Origin of the sequence: Ensifer adhaerens (assembly GCF_002940685.1) — a bacterium.
Classification (GTDB): domain Bacteria; phylum Pseudomonadota; class Alphaproteobacteria; order Rhizobiales; family Rhizobiaceae; genus Ensifer; species Ensifer adhaerens_E.
Genome location: NZ_PNFP01000006.1, coordinates 37,074 through 57,808, shown reverse-complemented (window position 1 = coordinate 57,808; position 20,735 = coordinate 37,074). Strand labels below are relative to the sequence as shown.

The following is a 20,735-nucleotide window of genomic DNA, read 5'->3' as shown; positions in this document are numbered from 1 at the left end:
CAAGACGTACTGATGTTGCTTGCTCAAGGTCCGGTAGCCTTCATGTCGCATAACACTTTCGGTCACCTCTTCCGTGTTACCACCTGGGGCGAAAGCCACGGTCCGGCGCTTGGCTGCGTCGTCGACGGCTGCCCGCCCGGCATCCGCTTCACGCTCGCCGAACTCCAGGCCTGGCTCGACAAGCGCAAGCCCGGCCAGTCGCGTTTCGTGACCCAGCGTCGCGAGGACGATCTCGTCAAGGTGCTCTCGGGCGTCATGTTCGACGAGGACGGCGAGACGATGATCTCGACCGGCACGCCGATCTCGATGCTGATCGAAAACACCGACCAGCGCTCGAAGGACTATTCCGAGATCGCCAAGCGCTACCGTCCGGGTCACGCCGATTACACCTATGATCTGAAGTACGGCATCCGCGACTATCGCGGCGGCGGCCGCTCCTCGGCGCGCGAGACTGCGGCGCGGGTTGCTGCCGGCGGTATCGCCCGCAAGGTGGTGCCCGGGCTTGTCGTGCGCGGTGCGCTCGTGCAGATCGGCAAACACAAGATCAATCGCTCCAACTGGGACTGGGCCGAGGTTGGCAACAACCCGTTCTTCGCGCCGGATCCGGAGATCGTGCCGGTCTGGGAAGAGTATCTCGACGGCATCCGCAAGGCTGGATCCTCGATCGGTGCCGTCATTGAAGTCGTCGCCGAGGGCGTGCCCGCCGGCATCGGCGCGCCGATCTACGCCAAGCTCGACCAGGACATCGCCTCGAACCTGATGTCGATCAACGCCGTCAAGGGCGTCGAGATCGGCAACGGCTTCGGCGCTGCCGAGATCACCGGCGAGGAAAACGCCGACGAGATGCGCATCGGCGCCGACGGCAAGCCGGTCTTCCTCTCCAATCATGCCGGCGGTATCCTCGGTGGTATCGCCACCGGCGAGCCGGTGATCGCGCGTTTCGCCATCAAGCCGACCTCGTCGATCCTGACCGAGCGCCGCTCGGTCGACAGCGACGGCAACGAGGTCGATGTGCGCACCAAGGGCCGTCACGACCCGTGCGTCGGCATCCGCGCCGTTCCGATCGGCGAGGCGATGCTTGCCTGCACGATCGCCGATCACTACCTGCGTGACCGCGGCCAGACCGGTCGCCTCAAGTAATCCGGCTTCAAGCGAAGCGGCCCAGACAATTCGGGAAGAACACCATGTCCTATGATCAGAAGCGTGTCGTCGATGCCATCCGCGCCTTCGAGGCGGGCGAAATCGTCGTCGTCACCGATGACGACGGTCGCGAGAATGAAGGCGATCTGATCGTCGCTGCGGTGCATTGCACGCCGGAAAAGATGGCCTTCATCGTGCGCCACACCTCTGGCATCGTCTGCACGCCGATGCCGCGCGAGGAAGCCAAGCGCCTCAACCTCAACGCCATGGTGGCGGAAAACGATTCCGCCCACACGACCGCCTTCACCGTCTCGGTCGACTTCAAGCACGGCACGACGACAGGCATTTCCGCTGACGACCGTACGCTGACCGTGCGCAACCTCGCCAACCCCAATGTCGGCCCGATGGATTTCGTCCGTCCCGGCCACATCTTTCCGCTGGTGGCCCGCGAAGGCGGCGTTCTCATGCGCTCCGGCCACACGGAAGCGGCCGTCGACCTCTGCAAGCTCGCCAGCCTGCCGCCGATCGGCGTCATCTGCGAACTGGTCAATGACGACGGCACCGTGATGCGGGGCCCGCAGGTCGCGAGCTTCGCCGAGACCCACGGTCTAAAGCAGGTTTCGGTCGCCGATCTCATCGCCTATCGCCAGCGCAAGGAAACGCTGATCGAGCAGGGCGGCTCCTTCGGCATCGAAACGCCTTACGGTCCTGCCAAGGGGCACTCCTATTCCTTGCCCTGGGATCCGATGCAGCATCTGGCCGTCGTCTTCGGCGATATCAGGGACGGTGTCGATATCCCGGTCCGCCTGCATCTCGAAGATGTCGGCGCCGACGTCTTCGGCAAGGACTGCCAGATCGATCGCATCATGAAGCGCATCGCCGACGAGGGCAGGGGTGTCATCGTCTATCTGCGTGAAGGCTCGGTCGGGGTCGGCGTGTCGCAGACGGCCCGCAAGGGCAAGCATGATCGCGAGGGGCATGACGAGGCCCAGGCGCGCGAAAACGAGTGGCTGGAAATCGGCCTCGGCGCGCAGATCCTGAAGGATCTCGGCATCAGCTCGATCCGGCTGCTCGCTTCGCGCGAGCGCCACTATGTCGGCCTCGAAGGCTTCGGCATAAAGATCGTCGGGACCGACATCATCTAAGGAGCGCCGCTCTCGCAATGCATAGAGCCCGGATCAGCGATCCGGGCTTTGTCATTTTGGGTTGAAACGTGTTCAACAAAAAAGCCGCGCAGGCGCGGCTCTTGTCGTTCGTGCTCGATTTGCTGTCCGATCAGGGCAGGGCGTCGTAGCCTTCGCCGAAGCCCTTGAGGTCGACCGGGATGCCGATGCCTTCTTCGGGCGACTGGAAGACGATGAAGGTCGCCGTCGCGCCTGAACGGAAGGTCTTCAGGAGTTCGTCCTCGAGCACGACTTCCGCGTAGCAGCCGTCGGAGAAGCAGCGCACGAAATAGGCGCGGCCGATATCCTTTCCATCGACGTTGAGGCCGAGGCCGTTCGGCAAAAGCACGCCGAGCGGCGCCAGCACGCGAAGGATCTTGGCCTTGCGGTCGGCCGTCTTCAACACGACCACCGACAGGCCGACTTCCGGCCGGTCCTCGGCGATGACGTTCTGCATCAGGGCGCACTGGTCAGCGGACGCGCCCGGCGGCTGATCGCAGACGATCGACCATGCGCCATGGTTGGACTTGACCGTGCCGGGTGTTCCGGCGGGCTGCTGGGCCAGGCTCTGAGCCGGGAGAGCGAGAACGGCAAGGCCGAAGGCGGCGAAGGCCGACAGTCGGGAAAAGAGGGGCAGGCCCATGTAAACCTCAAAACGTCGAATCATCAGGGCTATTCTTGAAGCGCGCAGGAATAAATGAAAAGCCCTGCGGGGCACATTCCAGCGCCATATGGCGGAAATTGGGCGGGTTCGACGCCCTATCGGCTGCGCCGCCGCTCAAGCGCCGTTGAAACCGGTCGCCAAGCGCGCAGAACAGCCCCTATAGGTGGTTTCGCGACGGGTTTCGAGGGGTGCCTGTGTGAAAAGCAACGTTTGTGCAAAAATGCCGCATGGGGTTGATTGGTCAGATGTTGCGGCATCGGACAAACTGTGGTTTGAAGCGCAGCAGTATCGCAGGGATTCTGCGTTCCGGTTTGATCCTGATCAAGCGCATTGGGGAGACACATTGTGAAAAACAAGGCTTATGCAGTTCTGGCAGCGCTTGCCTGTCTGCTTTTTGCTTCGAGCGCCTTTGCTGACAAGCCTGTCGATTGGCAGACGAACTTTCAGTCGGCCGCTACGGGCATTATGGAAGAAATCACGTGGTTTGAACATTATACCCTGTGGTTCATCATTCCGATTACTCTTTTCGTTCTCCTCCTTTTGATCATCGTCGTGGTCAAGTTCCGCGAAAGCGCGAACCCGGTTCCCTCCAAGACCAGCCACAACACCGCGATCGAAGTCGTCTGGACCGTCGGTCCGGTCGTCGTTCTTCTCTTCCTCGCCATTCCGTCGTTCCAGCTCCTGACTGCGCAGCTGACGCCGCCGGCCAATCCGGATCTGACGCTCAAGGCGACCGGCAACCAGTGGTACTGGTCCTATGAGTACGAAGTCGGCGAAAGCCCGCTCACCTTCGACAGCATCATGATGAAGGAAGAAGATCGCGCCAACCTCGGCAAGGAAGACAAGAAGGAATATCCGCGCCTGCTCGCCGTCGACAACGAAGTCGTCGTTCCGGTCGGCAAGACGGTTCGTGTCCTCGTCACCGCTGCCGACGTGATCCATGCCTTTGCAATGCCTGCCTTTGGCGTGAAGATCGACGCCGTCCCCGGCCGCCTGAACGAAACCTGGTTCAAGGCCGAGCGCGAAGGTCTCTACTACGGCCAGTGTTCCGAGCTCTGCGGTAAGGACCACGCTTACATGCCGATCGCCATCCGCGTGGTTTCGCAGGAAAAATACGACACCTGGCTCGCTGCCGCCGCAACGAATATCGGCGATGCGAACAAGGCGCTCATGGCGTCCATCGAAGCGGCAAAGACTGTCGACGTCGCCGCTAACGCCGCACAGTAATCGGAAGGGGAGCTCGACCCATGGCTGGAACAGCCGTTCATCACGATCAACGCCATGATCACTCCGATCATGGCCACGCAGACCATGCGCACAAGCCTTTGAGCTTCTTTCAGCGCTGGTTCCTGTCGACCAACCACAAGGACATCGGCACGCTCTACCTGATCTTCGCGATTTTCGCGGGCATCATCGGCGGCACGCTGTCGATCTTCATGCGCGCCGAACTGCAGGAACCGGGCATCCAGATCTTCCACGGTCTGGCGCAGATGGTTTACGGCTTCGAGGGCGATGCTGCCATCGACGGCGGCAAGCACATGTTCAACGTGTTCACGACCGCGCACGCGCTCATCATGATCTTCTTCATGGTCATGCCGGCGCTGATCGGTGGCTTCGCCAACTGGATGGTTCCGATCATGATCGGTGCGCCGGACATGGCGTTCCCGCGCATGAACAACATCTCCTTCTGGCTGATCATCCCGGCCTTCCTGCTGGTGCTGCTTTCGATGTTCGTCGAAGGCCCGGCCGGTGCCTATGGCGCGGGGGGCGGCTGGACGATCTATCCGCCATTCTCGACATCGGGCATGCCAGGACCGGCGATGGACTTCGTCATTCTCGGCCTGCACATCGCCGGCGCGTCGTCGATCCTCGGTGCGATCAACTTCATCACCACGATCCTGAACATGCGCGCTCCGGGCATGACGCTGCACAAGATGCCGCTGTTTGCCTGGTCGGTTCTGATCACCGCCTTCCTGCTTCTGCTCTCGCTGCCGGTTCTGGCAGGCGGCATCACCATGCTGCTGACCGACCGCAACTTCGGCACGGCGTTCTTCGCGCCTGAAGGCGGCGGCGACCCGATCCTGTTCCAGCACCTGTTCTGGTTCTTCGGTCACCCGGAAGTGTACATCCTGATCCTGCCGGGCTTCGGCATCGTCAGCCACATCGTTTCCACCTTCTCGCGCAAGCCGATCTTCGGCTACCTCGGCATGGCCTACGCCATGGTCGCGATCGGCGCCGTCGGCTTCATCGTGTGGGCACACCACATGTACACCGTCGGCATGTCGCTCGACACGCAGCGCTACTTCGTCTTCGCGACGATGGTCATCGCTGTTCCGACCGGCGTTAAGATCTTCTCGTGGATCGCGACGATGTGGGGTGGTTCGATCCGCTTCACGACCCCGATGGTCTGGGCGATCGGCTTCATCTTCCTGTTCACCGTCGGTGGCGTCACGGGCGTTCAGCTCGCCAATGCCGGCCTCGACCGCTCGCTGCACGACACCTACTACGTGGTTGCCCACTTCCACTACGTTCTGTCGCTCGGCGCCGTGTTCGCCATCTTCGCTGCCTGGTACTACTGGTTCCCGAAGATGACCGGCTACATGTACTCCGAGTTCGTCGGCAAGCTGCACTTTTGGGTCATGTTCATCGGCGTGAACCTGATCTTCTTCCCGCAGCACTTCCTCGGGCTTGCCGGCATGCCGCGCCGCTACATCGACTATCCGGATGCCTATGCCGGCTGGAACATGGTTTCGTCCTACGGCTCCTACATCGCAGCCGTCGGCGTGCTGATCTTCCTCTTCGGCGTCTTCGAAGCCTTCGCCAAGAAGCGCGTCGCTGGCGATAACCCGTGGGGCGAGGGCGCGAACACTCTGGAATGGCAGCTGTCTTCGCCGCCGCCGTTCCACCAGTGGGAACAGCTCCCGCGCATCAAGTGACGGGCAACGAACAGAAGCCGCCGGTTCCGGCGGCTTCACCCCGCCGGGAAACCGGCGACACACGGCCCTTGCGGCCGGGACTTTTGCAGGGACAGGATATGACGGTCATCGACAATCACGAAGCAGTCGGCATGGAAGGCGTAGCGCGTCTGTCCGAAGCCTCTGCACGCGATTACTTCGAGCTTCTGAAGCCGCGTGTCATGTCCCTCGTCGTCTTCACGGCGTTTGCCGGGCTGGTACTCGCGCCCGGCCATATCAATCCCTTCATCGGTTTCATTGCCATCCTCTGCATCGCCGTTGGCGCTGGCGCCTCCGGTGCGCTCAACATGTGGTATGACGCCGACATCGACGCGGTCATGAGCCGTACCGCCAAGCGCCCGATCCCAGCCGGCAAGATCCTGCCGCAGGAGGCGCTGGCATTCGGCCTGACGCTGTCCGCCTTTTCCGTGATCATCCTCGGGCTCGCCGTCAATTGGCTCGCAGCCGGGTTGCTCGCCTTCACCATCTTCTTCTACGTGGTCATCTACACGATGTGGCTGAAGCGCTCGACGCCGCAGAACATCGTCATCGGCGGTGCCGCCGGCGCCTTCCCGCCGATGATCGGCTGGGCCTGCGTCACCGGCGCCGTGTCGATCGAAAGCATCGTGCTGTTCCTCATCACCTTCCTGTGGACCCCGGCCCATTTCTGGGCGCTGGCGCTGTTCAAGATGGGCGACTACGGCGCCGTCGGCGTGCCGATGATGCCGAATGTCTGCGGCCAGGCGACCACCAAGAAACAGATCGTCATCTATGCGGTCCTGACCGCTCTGATTGGCATCTGTCCCACCTTGCTCGGTTTCGCGAGCATCGGTTACGGCGCCTTCGCAACGGCCCTCGGCCTCGGCTTCGTCTGGTACTCGATTGGCGTGCTGCGCATGCCCGAGACGGATGAGCGCATGCTGCCGGCCAAGAAGCTGTTCGCCTTCTCGATCATGTACCTCTTCGTGATCTTCTCCGCCCTGATGGCGGATCACCTGATCGTCAATATCTGGCTGAATGCCGGGAGTATTGCCTGATGGACACCGTCAAGCTCACTGATGCCCAGAAGAAATCGCGTCGCGGCCGCAACATTGCGCTCGGCTTCGTGCTCTTCGGCCTCGTCGTCCTCTTCTACATCGTCACGCTGATCAAGTTCGGCAATGGCATGGTCAACTGAGGCGGACTGGCATGGCGAATTCACCGGAAACGGCCTCCAAGCAGCGCTCCAACCGCGTCGTCGTCGGCACTTGCCTTGCCTTCGTCGGCGGCATGGTCGGCATGGCCTATGCGGCGGTACCGCTCTACGACATGTTCTGCCGCGTCACCGGCTACAACGGTACGACGCAGCGGGTCGAACAGGCATCCGACGTCATCCTCGACGAAAAGGTAAAGGTCACCTTCGACGCCAACACCTCGGGCGGCCTGCCCTGGGAGTTCAAGCCGGTCCAGCGTGACATCGACGTCCGCATCGGCGAGACCGTGCAGGTGATGTACAAGGCGAAGAACCTGTCGTCGAAGCCGACGACCGGCCAGGCGACCTTCAACGTCACGCCGATGCAGGCGGGGGCCTATTTCAACAAGGTGCAATGCTTCTGCTTCACCGAGACGACGCTGCAGCCGGGAGAGGAGATGGAGATGCCGGTGGTATTCTTCGTCGATCCGGACATCGTCAAGGCGGTGGAGACCAAGGACATCAAGACGCTGACGCTTTCCTACACCTTCTATCCGCGCGAACCGTCGAAACCGGTCGCACAGGTGAAGACGGAAGAGAACAAACTTTGACTGGAGGTCCTTTTCGGCTATGCCGGAGAGGCGACAAGAGAGAGACATATCGGGGATTACTGACATGGCCGGTGCGCATCAGAAGAATCACGACTACCACATCATCGACCCGAGCCCCTGGCCGTTGCTTGCCTCGATCGGCGCCTTCGTCATGGCGTTCGGCGGCATCTGCTATATGCGCTACCTGTCGGGCAGCTCGCTGAAGATCTTCGGCCTCGAGCTTGCCAACGTCTGGATCCTGCTCGCAGGTCTCATCATCGTGCTCTACACCATGTATGGCTGGTGGTCGGATACGGTGAAGGAAGCCCACGAGGGTCACCACACCCGCGTCGTGTCGCTGCACCTGCGCTACGGCATGATCATGTTCATCGCTTCGGAAGTGATGTTCTTCGCGGCCTGGTTCTGGGCCTTCTTCGATGCGAGCCTGTTCCCGGGCGAAGCCATCCAGGCAACCCGCGCCACCTTCACTGGCGGCGTCTGGCCGCCGAAGGGCATCGAAGTGCTCGATCCGTGGCACCTGCCGCTCTACAACACCGTCATCCTGCTTTTGTCGGGCACGACGGTGACCTGGGCGCACCACGCGCTGCTGCACAATGATCGCAAGGGCCTCGTCAACGGCCTGACGCTGACGGTCGTGCTTGGCGTGCTGTTCTCCTTCGTCCAGGCCTACGAATACGCCCACGCTCCGTTCGCCTTCAAGGACTCGATCTACGGCGCGACCTTCTTCATGGCGACCGGCTTCCACGGCTTCCACGTTCTGGTCGGTACGATCTTCCTGCTGGTCTGCCTGTTCCGCGCGCTGCGTGGCGACTTCACCCCGAAGCAGCACTTCGGTTTCGAAGCGGCAGCCTGGTACTGGCACTTCGTTGACGTCGTCTGGCTGTTCCTCTTCTTCTCGATCTACATCTGGGGAAGCTGGGGTGCGCCGATCGCTCACGGCTGATCGCGCGAGCATCTAAGTTCTTGAACAAGGCGGTTGCAGCCATGCAGCCGCCTTGTTCTTTTGGTGGTGTGCTCGGGGATCAGCGTTGCGGGGTAGAGCGAAATGAGGTTGGCGTTTCTGGCGGTGACCCTTCTGGCATCCAGCGGGCTCCCCGCTGCGGCGGCCGATATCGCGGACAGGGTTGTCGTGCACAAGGAGCGGCGGCTGCTGCAGCTGTTCCAGGGCGATCAGGTGATCCGCGAGTATGCGGTTGCGCACGGTGGCAACCCCCTCGGCCACAAGCGGCAGGAAGGCGACGAGAGGACGCCGGAAGGGCTTTATCTGCTCGACTGGCGCAATCCCGGGAGCGGTTACCACAAGTCGATCCACGTGTCCTATCCGGCACCGGCCGACGTGGCTGCCGCCGCGGCAGGTGGCGTCGATCCAGGCGGCATGATCATGATCCATGGCCAGCGCAACTATTTCGGCTGGCTGGCCTTTTTGACGCAGCGCTTCGATTGGACGAACGGCTGCATTGCCGTTACCAATGCGCAAATGGATGAAATCTGGACGATGGTCCCCAACAACACGCCGATCGAGATCAAGCCGTGAGTGAAGACAAGGCACATTTCCCGCCGGTGGATCCGGTGATGACCGGGATCAAGGGGCTCTGCCCGCGCTGCGGCCAGGGCAAGCTCTTTGACGGGTTTCTGAAGGTCAAGCCCGCCTGCGCAAGCTGTGATCTTGACTACAAGTTCGCCGATGCCGGCGACGGTCCGGTGGTCTTCGTGATCCTGATCGTCGGCTTCGTCGTCGTCGGCGCGGCGTTGTGGGCGGAGGTCAACTTCAATCCGCCGCTCTGGCTGCACTTCATTCTGTGGATCCCGCTTGCGGTGATCTTCAGCCTCGGCCTGACGCGCATGCTGAAAGGCATCCTGATCAACCTGCAATACCGCAACAATGCGCGGCCGGGCGAGATCGACCGTGGCTGAGATCGGGACCAGGAAAAAGGGCGGCCTGGCCGGCCGCATCGGCACGTTGCTGCTGCTCGTCGCGACTTTCGCCATTCTCGTCTCGCTCGGTACCTGGCAGATGCAGCGGCTGTACTGGAAGGAAGGGCTGCTTTCGGCGATGGCCGAGCGCAGGTCCGCGCCGCCGGCGACGCTTGCCGAGATCGAGAAGATCCTCGCTGATGGTGGCGACATCGATTACCGCACCGTTTCGGTGACCGGCGGGTTCGACCACACCAAGGAGCGGCATTTCTTCGCGACGTTCAATGGTCGCACCGGCTACTACGTCTTCACGCCGCTACGGCTGGACGACGACCGCTTTCTCTTCGTCAATCGCGGTTTCGTGCCTTTCGAGCAGAAGGATGCATCGACCCGTCTTGCCGGCGAGCTGCCCGCCTTCGTCGGCGTGCATGGTCTCGCAAGACCGAAGCTTGACGGAAAGCCGTCGTCGCTCGTCCCGGACAACGATCTGGCCAAGAACATCTTCTACTGGAAGGACCTCGACACGATGGCGTCCTCGGTCGACCTTCCGGCCGACAAGGTGGTGCCGTTCTTCGTCGATGCCGATGCGGCGCCCAATCCCGGTGGTCTTCCGATCGGCGGCGTCACCCAGTTCGACCTGCCCAACAACCACCTGCAATATGCCCTGACCTGGTACGGGCTGGCCGGTGCACTGGTGCTGGTCAGCGGTATCTACGCGTTTCGGCGGGGGCGATAGCCGCGCGCTTGCCGTCATGGTAACGCTGGTGTGACGACCGCGAGGGCAACGATGACGATCATCGCGAATACACTGATTGCCTTGACCGGGCTGCTGCATGTCGGCTTTCTGGTTCTCGAGATGTTCCTGTGGACCGGCCCTCAAGGGAGGGCGGTCTTCCGCATGACGCCGGAGCAGGCGGAGACGACGCGCGTGCTCGCCGCCAATCAGGGCCTCTACAACGGCTTTCTTGCCGCCGGCCTGTTCTGGTCGTTGATCCAGGCAGAACCGTCCTTCGCCGTTCAGCTGAAGGTGTTCTTCCTTGTGTGCGTGGTCGTTGCCGCTATATATGGCGCGTGGTCGGTCAAGCCGCGCATCCTCTTCATCCAGGGTGGCCCGGCGATCGCAGCGCTCGTTTTCCTACTAATGGCATCCTGATCCATGGCATCATCGGCAGCAGCAAAATCCCCGATCACCATTCGCCTTTGCGGCCCGCGCGGCTTCTGCGCCGGCGTCGACAGGGCGATCCAGATCGTCGTTCTGGCGCTGAAGGAATTCGGCGCGCCGGTCTATGTCCGCCACGAGATTGTTCACAATCGCTATGTGGTCGAGGGGCTCGAAGCCAAGGGTGCGATCTTCGTCGAGGAACTCGACGAGATCCCGCCGGAACACCGCAAGCAGCCGGTGGTCTTCTCCGCCCATGGCGTGCCGAAATCGGTGCCGGCCGATGCGGATGCCCGCAACCTCTTCTATCTCGACGCCACCTGTCCGCTGGTTTCCAAGGTCCACAAGCAGGCGATGCGCCATCACCGCCTCGGCCGCCACGTCGTCCTGATCGGCCATGCCGGCCATCCGGAAGTGATCGGCACCATGGGCCAATTGCCGGAGGGTGCGGTCTCGCTGGTCGAGACCGTCGAGGACGCCGACGTCTATCAGCCGCCGGACGCAGACAATCTCGGCTTCGTCACGCAGACGACGCTCTCGGTCGACGATACCGCCGGCGTCATCAAGCGCCTGCACGAGCGTTTCCCGAACCTGACGGCGCCGGCGGCCGACTCGATCTGCTACGCCACCACCAACCGCCAGGAGGCGGTCAAGCAGGCAGCGCCAGGCTGCGACCTGTTCCTGGTCGTCGGCGCTCCCAACTCGTCCAACTCGAAGCGCCTGGTCGAAGTGGCGCTGCGAGCCGGCGCGAAGAAATCGGTGCTGGTGCAGCGCGCCTCGGAAATCGATTGGGACGAAATCGGCGATATTTCGACGGTGGGCCTGTCGGCCGGCGCGTCTGCGCCGGAAGTCATCGTCAACGAGATCATCGAGGCGTTTCGCGAACGCTACGATGCTTCGGTGGAACTTGCCGACACGGTCGAGGAAAACGAGAATTTCCTCGTCAACCGCGAGATCCGCCACGTGCCGCTGACATCCGCCGACATGGCTTTCGTCAACGGCGAATAAGCCCCATTTCCTGCCCGCATTTTCTTGAGAGTGGACAATCTTGGCCGTTTACACCGATATCACGGAAGATGATCTCGCCCGTTTTCTCGCCGCCTATGACGTCGGCCAGCTGACCTCCTACAAGGGGATTGCCGAGGGTGTCGAGAACTCCAATTTCCTGCTGCACACGACCAAGGGTTCCTACATCCTCACGCTCTACGAAAAGCGCGTGAATGCCGACGACCTGCCGTTCTTCCTCGGGCTGATGCATCACCTTGCCGAGGGCGGCCTGTCGTGCCCGCTGCCGTTGCCGCGCGCCGACGGCAAGCTGCTCGGCGAGCTCTCCGGGCGCCCGGCTGCCGTCATCTCCTTCCTTGAGGGCATGTGGCTGAGGAAACCCGAAGCCAAGCATTGCCATGAAGTGGGCAAGGCGCTTGCCGCCATGCATCTGGCCGGCGAAGGCTTCGCGCTGAAGCGCACCAATGCGCTTTCCGTCGGCGGCTGGCGGCCGCTCTGGCTCAACTCCGAGGCGCGCGCCGACGAGGTGCAGCCGGGCCTGAAGGACGAGATATCGGCGGAGCTTGAGCACCTGGAGCGCCATTGGCCGAAATCGCTGCCGGAAGGTGTCATCCACGCGGATCTCTTCCCGGACAACGTCTTCTTCCTCGGCGACAGGCTCTCCGGCCTGATCGACTTTTATTTCGCCTGCAACGATTACCTCGCCTATGACGTTGCCGTCTGCCTCAATTCCTGGTGCTTCGAGAAGAACGGCTCCTACAACATCACCAAGGGCATGGCGATGCTTTCGGGCTACGAGAGCGTGCGCAAGCTGACGCCTGAGGAGGTCGAAGCCCTGCCGCTGCTCTGCCGCGGCTCGGCGCTGCGCTTCTTCCTGACGCGCCTCTACGACTGGCTGACGACGCCGGCCGGCGCGCTCGTGGTCAAGAAGGATCCACTCGAATATCTGACGAAGATCCGCTTCCATCGGGCGATTGCTTCCAGTGCGGAGTATGGCCTGCGCCTTGATGGGGGCCGGGCATGAAGCACGTCGAAATCTTCACTGACGGCGCCTGCTCGGGCAATCCGGGGCCGGGCGGCTGGGGCGCGGTGCTGCGCTATGGCGAGGTGGAAAAGGAACTCTCCGGCGGCGAGGCCGAGACCACCAACAACCGCATGGAACTGCTGGCGGCGATCTCCGCACTCGATGCGCTGAAGAGCGCCTGCGAGGTCGATCTCCACACCGACAGCAAATATGTCATGGACGGCATCTCCAAGTGGATCCATGGCTGGAAGAAGAACGGCTGGAAGACCGCCGACAAGAAGCCGGTCAAGAACGGCGAACTCTGGCAGCGGCTGGATGAAGCCAACCGGCGGCACAAGGTGACCTGGCACTGGGTCAAGGGCCATGCCGGCCACCCGGAGAACGAGCGTGCCGACGAGCTCGCGCGCAAGGGCATGGAGCCCTACAAGAAAAAGCGCGGCCTGGGCTCGCTTCTGGTGAAATGAAAGACGGGCCGCGAGGCCCGTTTTCGTTTGCGGTTGTTTCTGCGCTCAGAGCTGCTCGAGCATCGCGGCAGCGCCCGAAACGGTCGCCTGGCCGGGGCTCTCTTCGAGATTGAGCGACTTCACCACGCCGTCCTCGACCAGCATCGAATAGCGCTTCGAGCGCACGCCGAGCGTGCCGGCCGAAAGGTCGATGTCCATGCCGAGCGCCTTGGTGAAGGCCGCGTTCCAGTCCGAGAGAAAGTGGATCTTGCCCATGCCGCCCGACGTGGTCGCCCAGGCGCCCATGACATGCAGGTCATTGACGGAGACGACGGCGATGTCGTCGATGCCGCGGGCAAGGATCGCGTCGCGGTTTTCGAGATAGCCGGGCAGATGATTGAGCGAGCAGGTGGGTGTAAACGCGCCGGGGACCGCGAAGAGTACGACCCGCTTGCCGGCAAAGAGCTGGTCGGTGGTGACCTCGACCGGACCGTCGGCGGTCTTTTCCTTGAATGTTGCGGCTGGCAGCTTGTCTCCGACGGCAATGGTCACGGCACTCTCCTTGCGTTGCTTGTCTCTCTCCGCGCACGTCGGAGAGCTTGCGGGACTATAGAGCCGCCCTAGTCAAAGGCAAGCGTGGTCTCCATGCTGCGGTTCGCGGTGCGCACCGTCAAAACGATCGGCTTGCCCTTGAGTTCCCTGTCCTTGCCCGCAAGCTTGACCGGCACGATCGCTCTGAGTTCCCCGTCGCCTTCGGGCTGCATTTCCGGCTTGCCGAACGCGAAGCCTGTGGGACCGGCAAGGAAAAGCTCCGGATCCTTGCCGCCGGCGGGCAGGCGCACGGACAGATGCAGCACGGCCTTGTCCGCGTCGAAGCGGCTCGCGGTCACGGAAAAATCCGCCGACGGCGCTTCCGGCAGCGCGGCGACGGCATCATCGATGCGCGCGCCGTCGAGCGGATTGTCGAAGCCGTCCTCTTTGACGGCGAGCGTCAGCTCGCCCTGAACCGGAATGCAGATATCCTCGCAGATGCCGAGGAACACCGAGGCGCGAATGGTGACGTCGCCGTCGCCACTTACACGCTTCAGCGTCAGGGGGAAGGCGACTGGCTTGTCGTAGCCGACATAGCGCACGACGCCGTCGTCGAACGTTTTCGGTACCGGAAAGCCGATCTTCTCCAGCACCACGCCGCCTGCGGGATCGAGCGTCACCTGCGGAGGAATGCCGCTTGCGCCGGGCTCCCGCCAATAGGTCTTCCAGCCCGGGTTGAGCTTGATTTCAAGTGTCGCCGGGATCGTGCCATCCTGCTTGGGGGAGGCCGCGACCAGGCGGATCATGCCGCCGGGGGAGGTGACCCACTCGCTGGTGGCCGCATTGGCGCTGAGCGGGAGAAAAAAACCGCCGACGAGGGTTGCCGCGCCGATCAACTGGGCCATTTTCTGGTGTGTAGAGCACTGGAGCATGCGGCAAGCAATATCGCTTTTGCCGAAGACGCTCCAGACGCTGCATCGGACGCTACGATCATAATTGCTTGATCGGACACGGCGAAGTGAACGTCGTGCGTGCATTAATTCTGGGCCGCGACGCTGAGGCGCTTTTCATTTCGCGGCGAATTGATAGGCTGTTTACATGATGGCAACTCCGACGGCGCAGAAGAGACGCGAGCGAGGCTTTCTTGACGGTCAGTTTCTGATCGCCATGCCTGGAATGTTTGACGCCAACTTTGCCCGCACGGTCATCTTCATCTGCGCCCATTCGGACGATGGCGCCATGGGCTTCGTGCTCAACCGGCCACAGCAACTGACCTTCCCCGACGTACTGCTCCATCTCGATCTTCTCGATGAGGAAGAGGCGATCCGCCTTCCGCAGATCACACGGGATTTCCAGATTCAGGCAGGCGGTCCGGTCGAGACCGGGCGCGGCTTCGTGCTCCATTCCGACGACTATCTGAGCGACTCCAGCATCCCCGTCAGCGACGATATCTGCCTGACGGCAACGCTCGACATCGTCCGCGCCATTTCGCGCGGGGAAGGTCCCGTTCGGGCGACGATGATGCTCGGCTATGCCGGGTGGGGACCGGGCCAGCTCGAATCGGAAATTACCCAGAACGGCTGGCTGACATGCCCGGCGCGCGAGGAACTGATCTTCGACAAGGCGCTCGACGACAAGTACGACCGGGCGCTGGCGCTGATGGGCGTCTCGGCAGCGATGCTCTCCATGGACGCCGGCCACGCCTGATTGGCGGGTAACCCCTTCTTCCAGATCCTTGATGCCGAAATGAAAAGCCCGTCGGGTTGTAGCCGACGGGCTTGGAGATGATGGTTTGCACGCTGGGCGACGTCGCGTTGGCGATTACGCCCGCTTCATCAGAGGAAAGCGTTCCTTCAGCAGCCGTTGGATCGATTCCGAGCCGATCGGCGGGCCGAAGAGGAAGCTCTGGCCGTAGTCGCAGCCCATCTGCGACAGCTGGATCGCGTCGTCCTCGGACTCGATGCCCTCGGCCACCACCTGCATGTCGAGTTCGCGCGCCATGGTGATAACCGAGCGCAGCAGAATACCGCGCTTGTCGCTCGGGTCGCGCACCAGCGCCTTGTCGATCTTGATTGTGTCGAAGGGGAAGCGGGTGAGGTAGGAGAGCGACGAATGGCCGGTTCCGAAGTCGTCGAGCGCCAGCTTGAGCCCGGCTTCTTTCAGTTTTTCGAGCACGAGGCGCGCCTGCTCGGGATTTTCCATCACGAGCGATTCCGTCAGCTCCATCTTCACCTTGCCCGGGTCGCACCGGTTCTTGTTGAGGATGGCGCGAACGTCGTCATAGAGCTCGTTGTTGAGAAGCTGCGCGCTCGAAAGATTGATCGAAACGAAGATCGGCAGGTCGCCGGTCTGGAGCTGCCATTCCGTCAGGTCGCTGGTCGCCCGGTCGAAGGCAAACATGCCGAGCTGGTTGATGAGGTCGGAGTTCTCGGCGATCGGGATGAATTCGGTCGGCGAGATGTTGCCGCGCTTGGGATGATCCCAGCGCATCAAGGCTTCGAATCCGGCGATCTCGGCGTCGTTCAGCCGTACGATCGGCTGGTAGACGAGCGAAAGCTCCTTGCGTTCGATCGCCCGCTTGAGGTCCGCTTCGAGCTGCATCCGGTCCGAGCCGGAGGTCCGGAAGGCCGGGCGGAACGGTTCGACGCGGTTGCCGCCTTCCTTCTTGGCCCGGAACATGGCGAGCTCGGCGTCGTCGAGAAGGCCGGCAGCGCTCTGCTCCTGGTCGAGCCAGGAGACAAGCCCGATCGAAGCGGTCAGGTTGATTTCGCGGTTGCCGTAGTTGAGCGGCACCATGATCGCCTTGCTCACCGCATCGGCGAAATCCGCGACCTTGGCCGGATCGCGCTCGGACATCAGGATGAGGCCGAACTGGTCGCCGCCGAGACGAGCGAGCGTGTCCTGCGGGCGCAGAAGCCGGCGCAGGCGGCGCGTCAACGCGATGAGAATGTTGTCGCCGGCGGCAATGCCCAAGAGATCGTTGACCTGCTTGTAGCGGTCGATGTCGATCGCAAGAACCGTCGGGCGCACGGAATTGCTGCCGTCCGCCATCAGCAGCATCGCCTGCAGCCGGTCGAGGAAGACCTGGCGGTTCGGCAGACCCGTCAGATTGTCGAGCAGGGCATTGTGCAGCAGCCGTTCGACCGAATTGCGCTGTTCGGTGATGTCGATGATGGTGCCGACGCAGCGAATGATTTCGCCGTTGGCGCCAAGCACCGGCCGGGCGCGGATCGAGAGCCAGTGGTAGTGGCCATCCTCGGCGCGCACGCGGAATTCATGGTTGAGCTTGCCGCGGCGGCGTTCGAGCAGAACGTCGAGCGTGGCGCGGAAGCGGTCGCGATCATCGGGGTGCAACCGCGGTAGCCAGTTGCGCAGCGGCCCGTGCATGCTGCCGAGCGAGAGTCCGAGCTGCGTCGAGATATCGGGCATGGTCACCACGCGGTCGCGGGCGACGTCCCAGTCCCAGACAGTATCGCCGGAGCCGGTGAGCGCGAGCGACTGGCGCTCGAGATCGGAGAACAGGCCCTGCTGATAGCCGCTGCCGGCAACCGCGTGCTGCATGACGGTAAAGCCGATCAGGAGCACGATGAGCACGAGACCGCCGCCGAGCGCCGGCTGAACGATGTCGTTTGCGAGCTGGCCGGTGACCGTCAGCCACGCACCGAACAGCCAGACGAGAATGAGCAGCCAGGCGGGAACGAGAAGGATCGCGCGGTCGTAGCGGTTGAAGCCGAGATAGGCGATCAGAACGATACCGACCGTGCCCGTCAGCGCGAAGGAAAGACGGGCGATGCCGGATGCGATCGCCGGATCGTAGACGGCAACGCCGAAAAGCAGGCCGAGACCGAGGATCCAGGCGAGCGTCGCATAGCCCAGATGCTGGTGCCAGCGATTGAGGTTGAGATAGGTGAACAAGAAGATCACGAGGCCGGCCGCGAGGAAGACCTCGGTGCCCGCGCGCCATATTCGCTCGTCCCCCGCCGTCACGCTGATGAGCTTCGACAGGAAGCCGAAGTCGACGCAGATATAGGCAAGGACGGCCCAGGCAAGGGCGGCCGTTGCCGGCAGCATCGAGGTGCCCTTGACGACGAAAAGGATGGTCAGGAACACCGCCAGCAGGCCGGCGATGCCGAGCACGATGCCGCGATAAAGCGTGAAGGCGTTGACCGTATCCTTGTAGGAGTCCGGCTCCCAGAGGTAGATCTGCGGCAGCTCCGGTGTCGCGAGCTCGGCGACGAAGGTGATGATGACGCCCGGCGCCAGCGTGATGCGGAAGACGTCCGCCTCGTCGCTCGGTTCGCGGCTGAGCGACGATCCTTCGCTGGGCGTGATCGAAAGAATGCGCTTCGAGCCGAGGTCCGGCCAGAAGAGCTTGGAGTTCACCAATCGGAAATGCGGTGCGACGATGACGCGGTCGAGCGGCTCGGCCGAAACGTTGGCGAGCGCGAATACGGCCCAGTCGCCCTGATGGTCCGGGCTGTTCGAACGCACTTCGATGCGGCGCACGATGCCGTCGGTCCCCGGTGCTGTTGAAACCTGGAAGGCTTCGTTGCGGCCGCTGTAGATTTCGGTCGTCGCCGTCAGGTCGAGCGCCGTGTCTTCGCGCGAGATCTTCACCGGCTCAAGGGCCTGGGCCGCGCCGCCGAGCGCACAAAAAATCGTCGTGAGCGTTACCAAGAACGCTGCCAGCTTGGAGGCTGACCAGGCGAAGGGCGAGCGGGCTAGAGGCATCAAAGGGGCATATTCCTGTTCGGTAGGGCATCATCGGACAGGAGAGAATAGAGCACGTGGTCCCGCCACTGGCCGTTGATTCTCAAGTACTGTCTTAAGTAGCCTTCACGCTCAAAACCGGCCTTTTCAAGGAGCCGGATGCTTCTTGAGTTGTCCGGAATACAGGCTGCTTCAATACGGTGCAACTCAAGGGTCGAAAAGATGTAGGGGATCGCGAGCTTCAGGGCCGCAAACATGTGGCCTTTGCCGGCGTGGCGCGCGCCCATCCAGTAGCCGATCATGCAGTTTTGCCCGGCGCCGCGGCGGATGTGACCGATCGTCAACCCGCCGAGCAGAACCTCGCCTGGCTTGTGGAAAAGGAAGAGTGGTACCGCCTGGCCGGAGGCATATTCCTGCTCGTTGCGGATCACCCGGCCGCGAAAGGCGCTCTCGGTCATCTCGTCGGTGCGCCAGGTCGGCTCCCACGGCTCCAGGAAGGCGCGGCTGTCGCTCCTGAGCTGATACCACTGGCGATAATCGTGATAGCGGGGGAGGCGCAGAAGGTAATTCTGGTCGGCAATTTCGATCGTCTCCGGCTGCCGCGACAGGAACCGAAAAACCGATCGTGTCATAGCTGCCTCCGAGGCCGTTCCGTTTGCGCGCGAGGACCTTTTACCACCCGCCCGACGGCACGCTCTTGTGCCGTCACAATTCGAAACGTTGCACAACTTTGCGCGCAAATCGAATCCGATTTTGCGAAAAGACGCAAAGACTTCACCATTCGGACACGCTGCCGTCATCGGCGGTGTTCGGTCGGCCGACGGCAGCGCCGGACGGCACATGAAAGGGGTCGTCCGAATTGATCGATGCTGGATGAGGTCGGGAGCGCTTCACCGTATCTGATGAAACCAAACCCGACCCTTGAGGGCACGGTCAGCTTGCGACGGCGTGCGGGACGGTGGCCTTACCGGTCAGGGACGACAGGATGTCGTTCATCGGCGCGAGCTGCTCCAGCGGGCCGATCGCCGAGAGCGTCGGCGTGGTGTCGAAGAACAGCCGGCCGGCAAGATCGGTCAGGCGTTCGATGGTGATGCCAGACAGGCGCTCCATCAGCTCTTCGTTCGGGATCGGACGGCCGTAGAGCATCATCTGGCGGGCGATCTGGCCGGCGCGCGCCGCCGGGCTTTCCTGGCCCATCAACAGCTGCGCCCGGATTTGGGCGCGGGCGCGCTCGATTTCCTGCTGCTCGATGTTCATCGAGGACTTGCGCAGTTCGTCGACGATGACAGGCATCAGTTCAGGCAGGTTTTCGCCGCCGGTCGCCGCGTGCACGCCGAAAATGCCGGTGTCGGAGAAGCCCCAGTGGAAGGCATAGACGGAGTAACAGAGGCCGCGATGCTCGCGCACTTCCTGGAAGAGGCGGGAGGACATGCCGCCGCCGAGGATGTTGGCGAGGATCTGCGAGCAGTAGAAATCGCGAGCGTGGTAGGCCTTGCCTTCAAAGCCGAGAAGCACCTGCGCATCCATCAGATCGCGGGTTTCGCGGCTCTCGCCGCCGGTGTAGCGGGCAGCCTCCAGCACCGGGGTTGCGAGCGGCGTGCGCGGCAGCGAGGAGAAGCGCTCCTCCACCTGGCGAACGAAGGCGTCGTGTTCCACGGCACCGGCTGCGACCACGAACATACGGTCGGTCGTGTAGTTGCGACCGAGATACTGGCGGATCTGATCGGCGGAGAACGACATGACCGTGTCTGGGGTGCCGAGGATCGGTCGCCCGACGGTCTGGTTGCGGTAGGCCGTCTCTGCAAAACGGTCGAAGACGACGTCGTCTGGCGTGTCGTCGGCAGCACCGATTTCCTGCAGGATCACGTGCTTTTCGCGCCGCAGTTCTTCCTCGTCGAAGACGGATTCGGTGAGGATATCGGCAAGAATATCGACCGCGAGCGGCACGTGGTCCTTGAGCACGCGGGCGTAGTAGGACGTCGTCTCGGTCGACGTGGCGGCGTTGACTTCGCCGCCGACATTCTCGATTTCCTCGGCAATCTGGCGGGCCGTGCGCCGCGCGGTGCCCTTGAAAGCCATGTGCTCCAGCAGATGGGCAATGCCATGTTCGCCGAGGGTCTCATTGCGCGAACCGGATTTGATCCACACCCCGAGCGCCACGCTTTCGAGATGCGGCATCTGCTCGGTTACCACCGTCAACCCGGAAGGGAGCCGGGTGCACTCAACTTTCATCATACGTTTCTTCT

22 protein-coding genes are annotated in these 20,735 nt (G+C 62.6%); 16 read left to right on the top strand and 6 right to left on the bottom strand.

Going from position 1 to position 20,735, the window contains the following annotated elements:
* The first annotated feature begins 42 nt into the window (after nt 1-42).
* Together aroC and ribB are read left to right on the top strand one after the other, a co-directional pair.
* Nucleotides 43-1,140 (top strand): chorismate synthase, encoded by a 1,098-nt coding sequence (gene aroC, locus C1A35_RS13265; RefSeq protein ID WP_104664786.1) that lies wholly within the window; start codon nt 43-45, stop codon nt 1,138-1,140.
* A gap of 44 nt (nt 1,141-1,184) precedes the next feature.
* A complete protein-coding gene (gene ribB / locus C1A35_RS13260) occupies nt 1,185-2,285 on the top strand; it encodes a 3,4-dihydroxy-2-butanone-4-phosphate synthase (protein ID WP_104664785.1) in 1,101 nt (366 codons plus the stop codon).
* A 130-nt stretch (nt 2,286-2,415) separates the two neighbouring features.
* Here the strand turns inward: ribB and C1A35_RS13255 are convergent, their stop codons facing one another.
* Nucleotides 2,416-2,946 carry an invasion associated locus B family protein gene (locus tag C1A35_RS13255; protein WP_034801218.1) on the bottom strand — a complete coding sequence of 177 codons (531 nt, stop codon included), beginning with the start codon at nt 2,944-2,946 and terminating at the stop codon, nt 2,416-2,418.
* A 366-nt stretch (nt 2,947-3,312) separates the two neighbouring features.
* On the opposite strand from C1A35_RS13255, the gene coxB reads away from it, so the two are divergent.
* The 13 genes from coxB to rnhA all read left to right on the top strand — a co-directional run bounded on the left by coxB (nt 3,313) and on the right by rnhA (nt 13,269).
* On the top strand, nt 3,313-4,194 hold the full coding sequence (gene coxB, locus C1A35_RS13250) for a cytochrome c oxidase subunit II (protein ID WP_104664784.1): 882 nt from the start codon (nt 3,313-3,315) through the stop codon (nt 4,192-4,194).
* 20 nt (nt 4,195-4,214) lie between these two features.
* A complete protein-coding gene (ctaD, locus tag C1A35_RS13245) occupies nt 4,215-5,903 on the top strand; it encodes a cytochrome c oxidase subunit I (RefSeq protein ID WP_034801224.1) in 1,689 nt (562 codons plus the stop codon).
* A gap of 98 nt (nt 5,904-6,001) precedes the next feature.
* Nucleotides 6,002-6,958: a heme o synthase gene (locus C1A35_RS13240; protein ID WP_104665053.1), complete on the top strand. Its 957-nt coding sequence runs from the start codon at nt 6,002-6,004 to the stop codon at nt 6,956-6,958.
* Nucleotides 6,958-7,098: a hypothetical protein gene (locus C1A35_RS13235; RefSeq protein ID WP_104664783.1), complete on the top strand. Its 141-nt coding sequence runs from the start codon at nt 6,958-6,960 to the stop codon at nt 7,096-7,098. Before C1A35_RS13240 ends, C1A35_RS13235 begins: the two co-directional genes overlap by 1 nt.
* Before the next feature lie 11 nt (nt 7,099-7,109).
* Nucleotides 7,110-7,703, top strand: coding sequence for a cytochrome c oxidase assembly protein (locus C1A35_RS13230; RefSeq protein ID WP_104664782.1), 594 nt, complete (start codon nt 7,110-7,112; stop codon nt 7,701-7,703).
* A gap of 64 nt (nt 7,704-7,767) precedes the next feature.
* The gene (locus C1A35_RS13225) at nt 7,768-8,646 is read left to right on the top strand and encodes a cytochrome c oxidase subunit 3 (protein ID WP_104664781.1); all 879 of its coding nucleotides are present in this window, start codon (nt 7,768-7,770) and stop codon (nt 8,644-8,646) included.
* A gap of 102 nt (nt 8,647-8,748) precedes the next feature.
* A complete protein-coding gene (locus C1A35_RS13220) occupies nt 8,749-9,237 on the top strand; it encodes a L,D-transpeptidase family protein (protein WP_104664780.1) in 489 nt (162 codons plus the stop codon).
* Entirely contained in the window at nt 9,234-9,617 is a 384-nt protein-coding gene (locus C1A35_RS13215; RefSeq protein ID WP_104664779.1) for a DUF983 domain-containing protein, read from the top strand. The genes C1A35_RS13220 and C1A35_RS13215 overlap by 4 nt, the downstream gene beginning before the upstream one ends.
* Nucleotides 9,586-10,353 (top strand): SURF1 family protein, encoded by a 768-nt coding sequence (locus C1A35_RS13210; protein ID WP_104664778.1) that lies wholly within the window; start codon nt 9,586-9,588, stop codon nt 10,351-10,353. The genes C1A35_RS13215 and C1A35_RS13210 overlap by 32 nt, the downstream gene beginning before the upstream one ends.
* Before the next feature lie 51 nt (nt 10,354-10,404).
* Nucleotides 10,405-10,770 carry a DUF1304 domain-containing protein gene (locus C1A35_RS13205; protein WP_104664777.1) on the top strand — a complete coding sequence of 122 codons (366 nt, stop codon included), beginning with the start codon at nt 10,405-10,407 and terminating at the stop codon, nt 10,768-10,770.
* Nucleotides 10,771-10,773: 3 nt separating this feature from the next.
* Nucleotides 10,774-11,784 carry a 4-hydroxy-3-methylbut-2-enyl diphosphate reductase gene (gene ispH / locus C1A35_RS13200; protein WP_104664776.1) on the top strand — a complete coding sequence of 337 codons (1,011 nt, stop codon included), beginning with the start codon at nt 10,774-10,776 and terminating at the stop codon, nt 11,782-11,784.
* Nucleotides 11,785-11,824: 40 nt separating this feature from the next.
* Nucleotides 11,825-12,805: a homoserine kinase gene (locus C1A35_RS13195; RefSeq protein WP_104664775.1), complete on the top strand. Its 981-nt coding sequence runs from the start codon at nt 11,825-11,827 to the stop codon at nt 12,803-12,805.
* Nucleotides 12,802-13,269, top strand: a complete 468-nt coding sequence (rnhA, locus tag C1A35_RS13190) for a ribonuclease HI (RefSeq protein WP_104664774.1) — start codon at nt 12,802-12,804, stop codon at nt 13,267-13,269. The genes C1A35_RS13195 and rnhA overlap by 4 nt, the downstream gene beginning before the upstream one ends.
* Nucleotides 13,270-13,314: 45 nt before the next feature.
* Here the strand turns inward: rnhA and C1A35_RS13185 are convergent, their stop codons facing one another.
* Nucleotides 13,315-13,800: a peroxiredoxin gene (locus tag C1A35_RS13185; RefSeq protein ID WP_104664773.1), complete on the bottom strand. Its 486-nt coding sequence runs from the start codon at nt 13,798-13,800 to the stop codon at nt 13,315-13,317.
* Nucleotides 13,801-13,868: 68 nt separating this feature from the next.
* Nucleotides 13,869-14,684, bottom strand: a complete 816-nt coding sequence (locus C1A35_RS13180) for a protein-disulfide reductase DsbD domain-containing protein (RefSeq protein ID WP_234822862.1) — start codon at nt 14,682-14,684, stop codon at nt 13,869-13,871.
* A gap of 196 nt (nt 14,685-14,880) precedes the next feature.
* On the opposite strand from C1A35_RS13180, the gene C1A35_RS13175 reads away from it, so the two are divergent.
* Nucleotides 14,881-15,486 (top strand): YqgE/AlgH family protein, encoded by a 606-nt coding sequence (locus tag C1A35_RS13175; RefSeq protein ID WP_104665052.1) that lies wholly within the window; start codon nt 14,881-14,883, stop codon nt 15,484-15,486.
* A 114-nt stretch (nt 15,487-15,600) separates the two neighbouring features.
* Here the strand turns inward: C1A35_RS13175 and C1A35_RS13170 are convergent, their stop codons facing one another.
* The 3 genes from C1A35_RS13170 to C1A35_RS13160 all read right to left on the bottom strand — a co-directional run bounded on the left by C1A35_RS13170 (nt 15,601) and on the right by C1A35_RS13160 (nt 20,724).
* Nucleotides 15,601-18,510, bottom strand: a complete 2,910-nt coding sequence (locus C1A35_RS13170) for an EAL domain-containing protein (protein WP_104664771.1) — start codon at nt 18,508-18,510, stop codon at nt 15,601-15,603.
* Nucleotides 18,510-19,121: a GNAT family N-acetyltransferase gene (locus C1A35_RS13165; protein ID WP_104664770.1), complete on the bottom strand. Its 612-nt coding sequence runs from the start codon at nt 19,119-19,121 to the stop codon at nt 18,510-18,512. Before C1A35_RS13165 ends, C1A35_RS13170 begins: the two co-directional genes overlap by 1 nt.
* A 301-nt stretch (nt 19,122-19,422) precedes the next feature.
* Nucleotides 19,423-20,724 (bottom strand): M16 family metallopeptidase, encoded by a 1,302-nt coding sequence (locus C1A35_RS13160; RefSeq protein WP_104664769.1) that lies wholly within the window; start codon nt 20,722-20,724, stop codon nt 19,423-19,425.
* Nucleotides 20,725-20,735 lie beyond the last annotated feature (11 nt).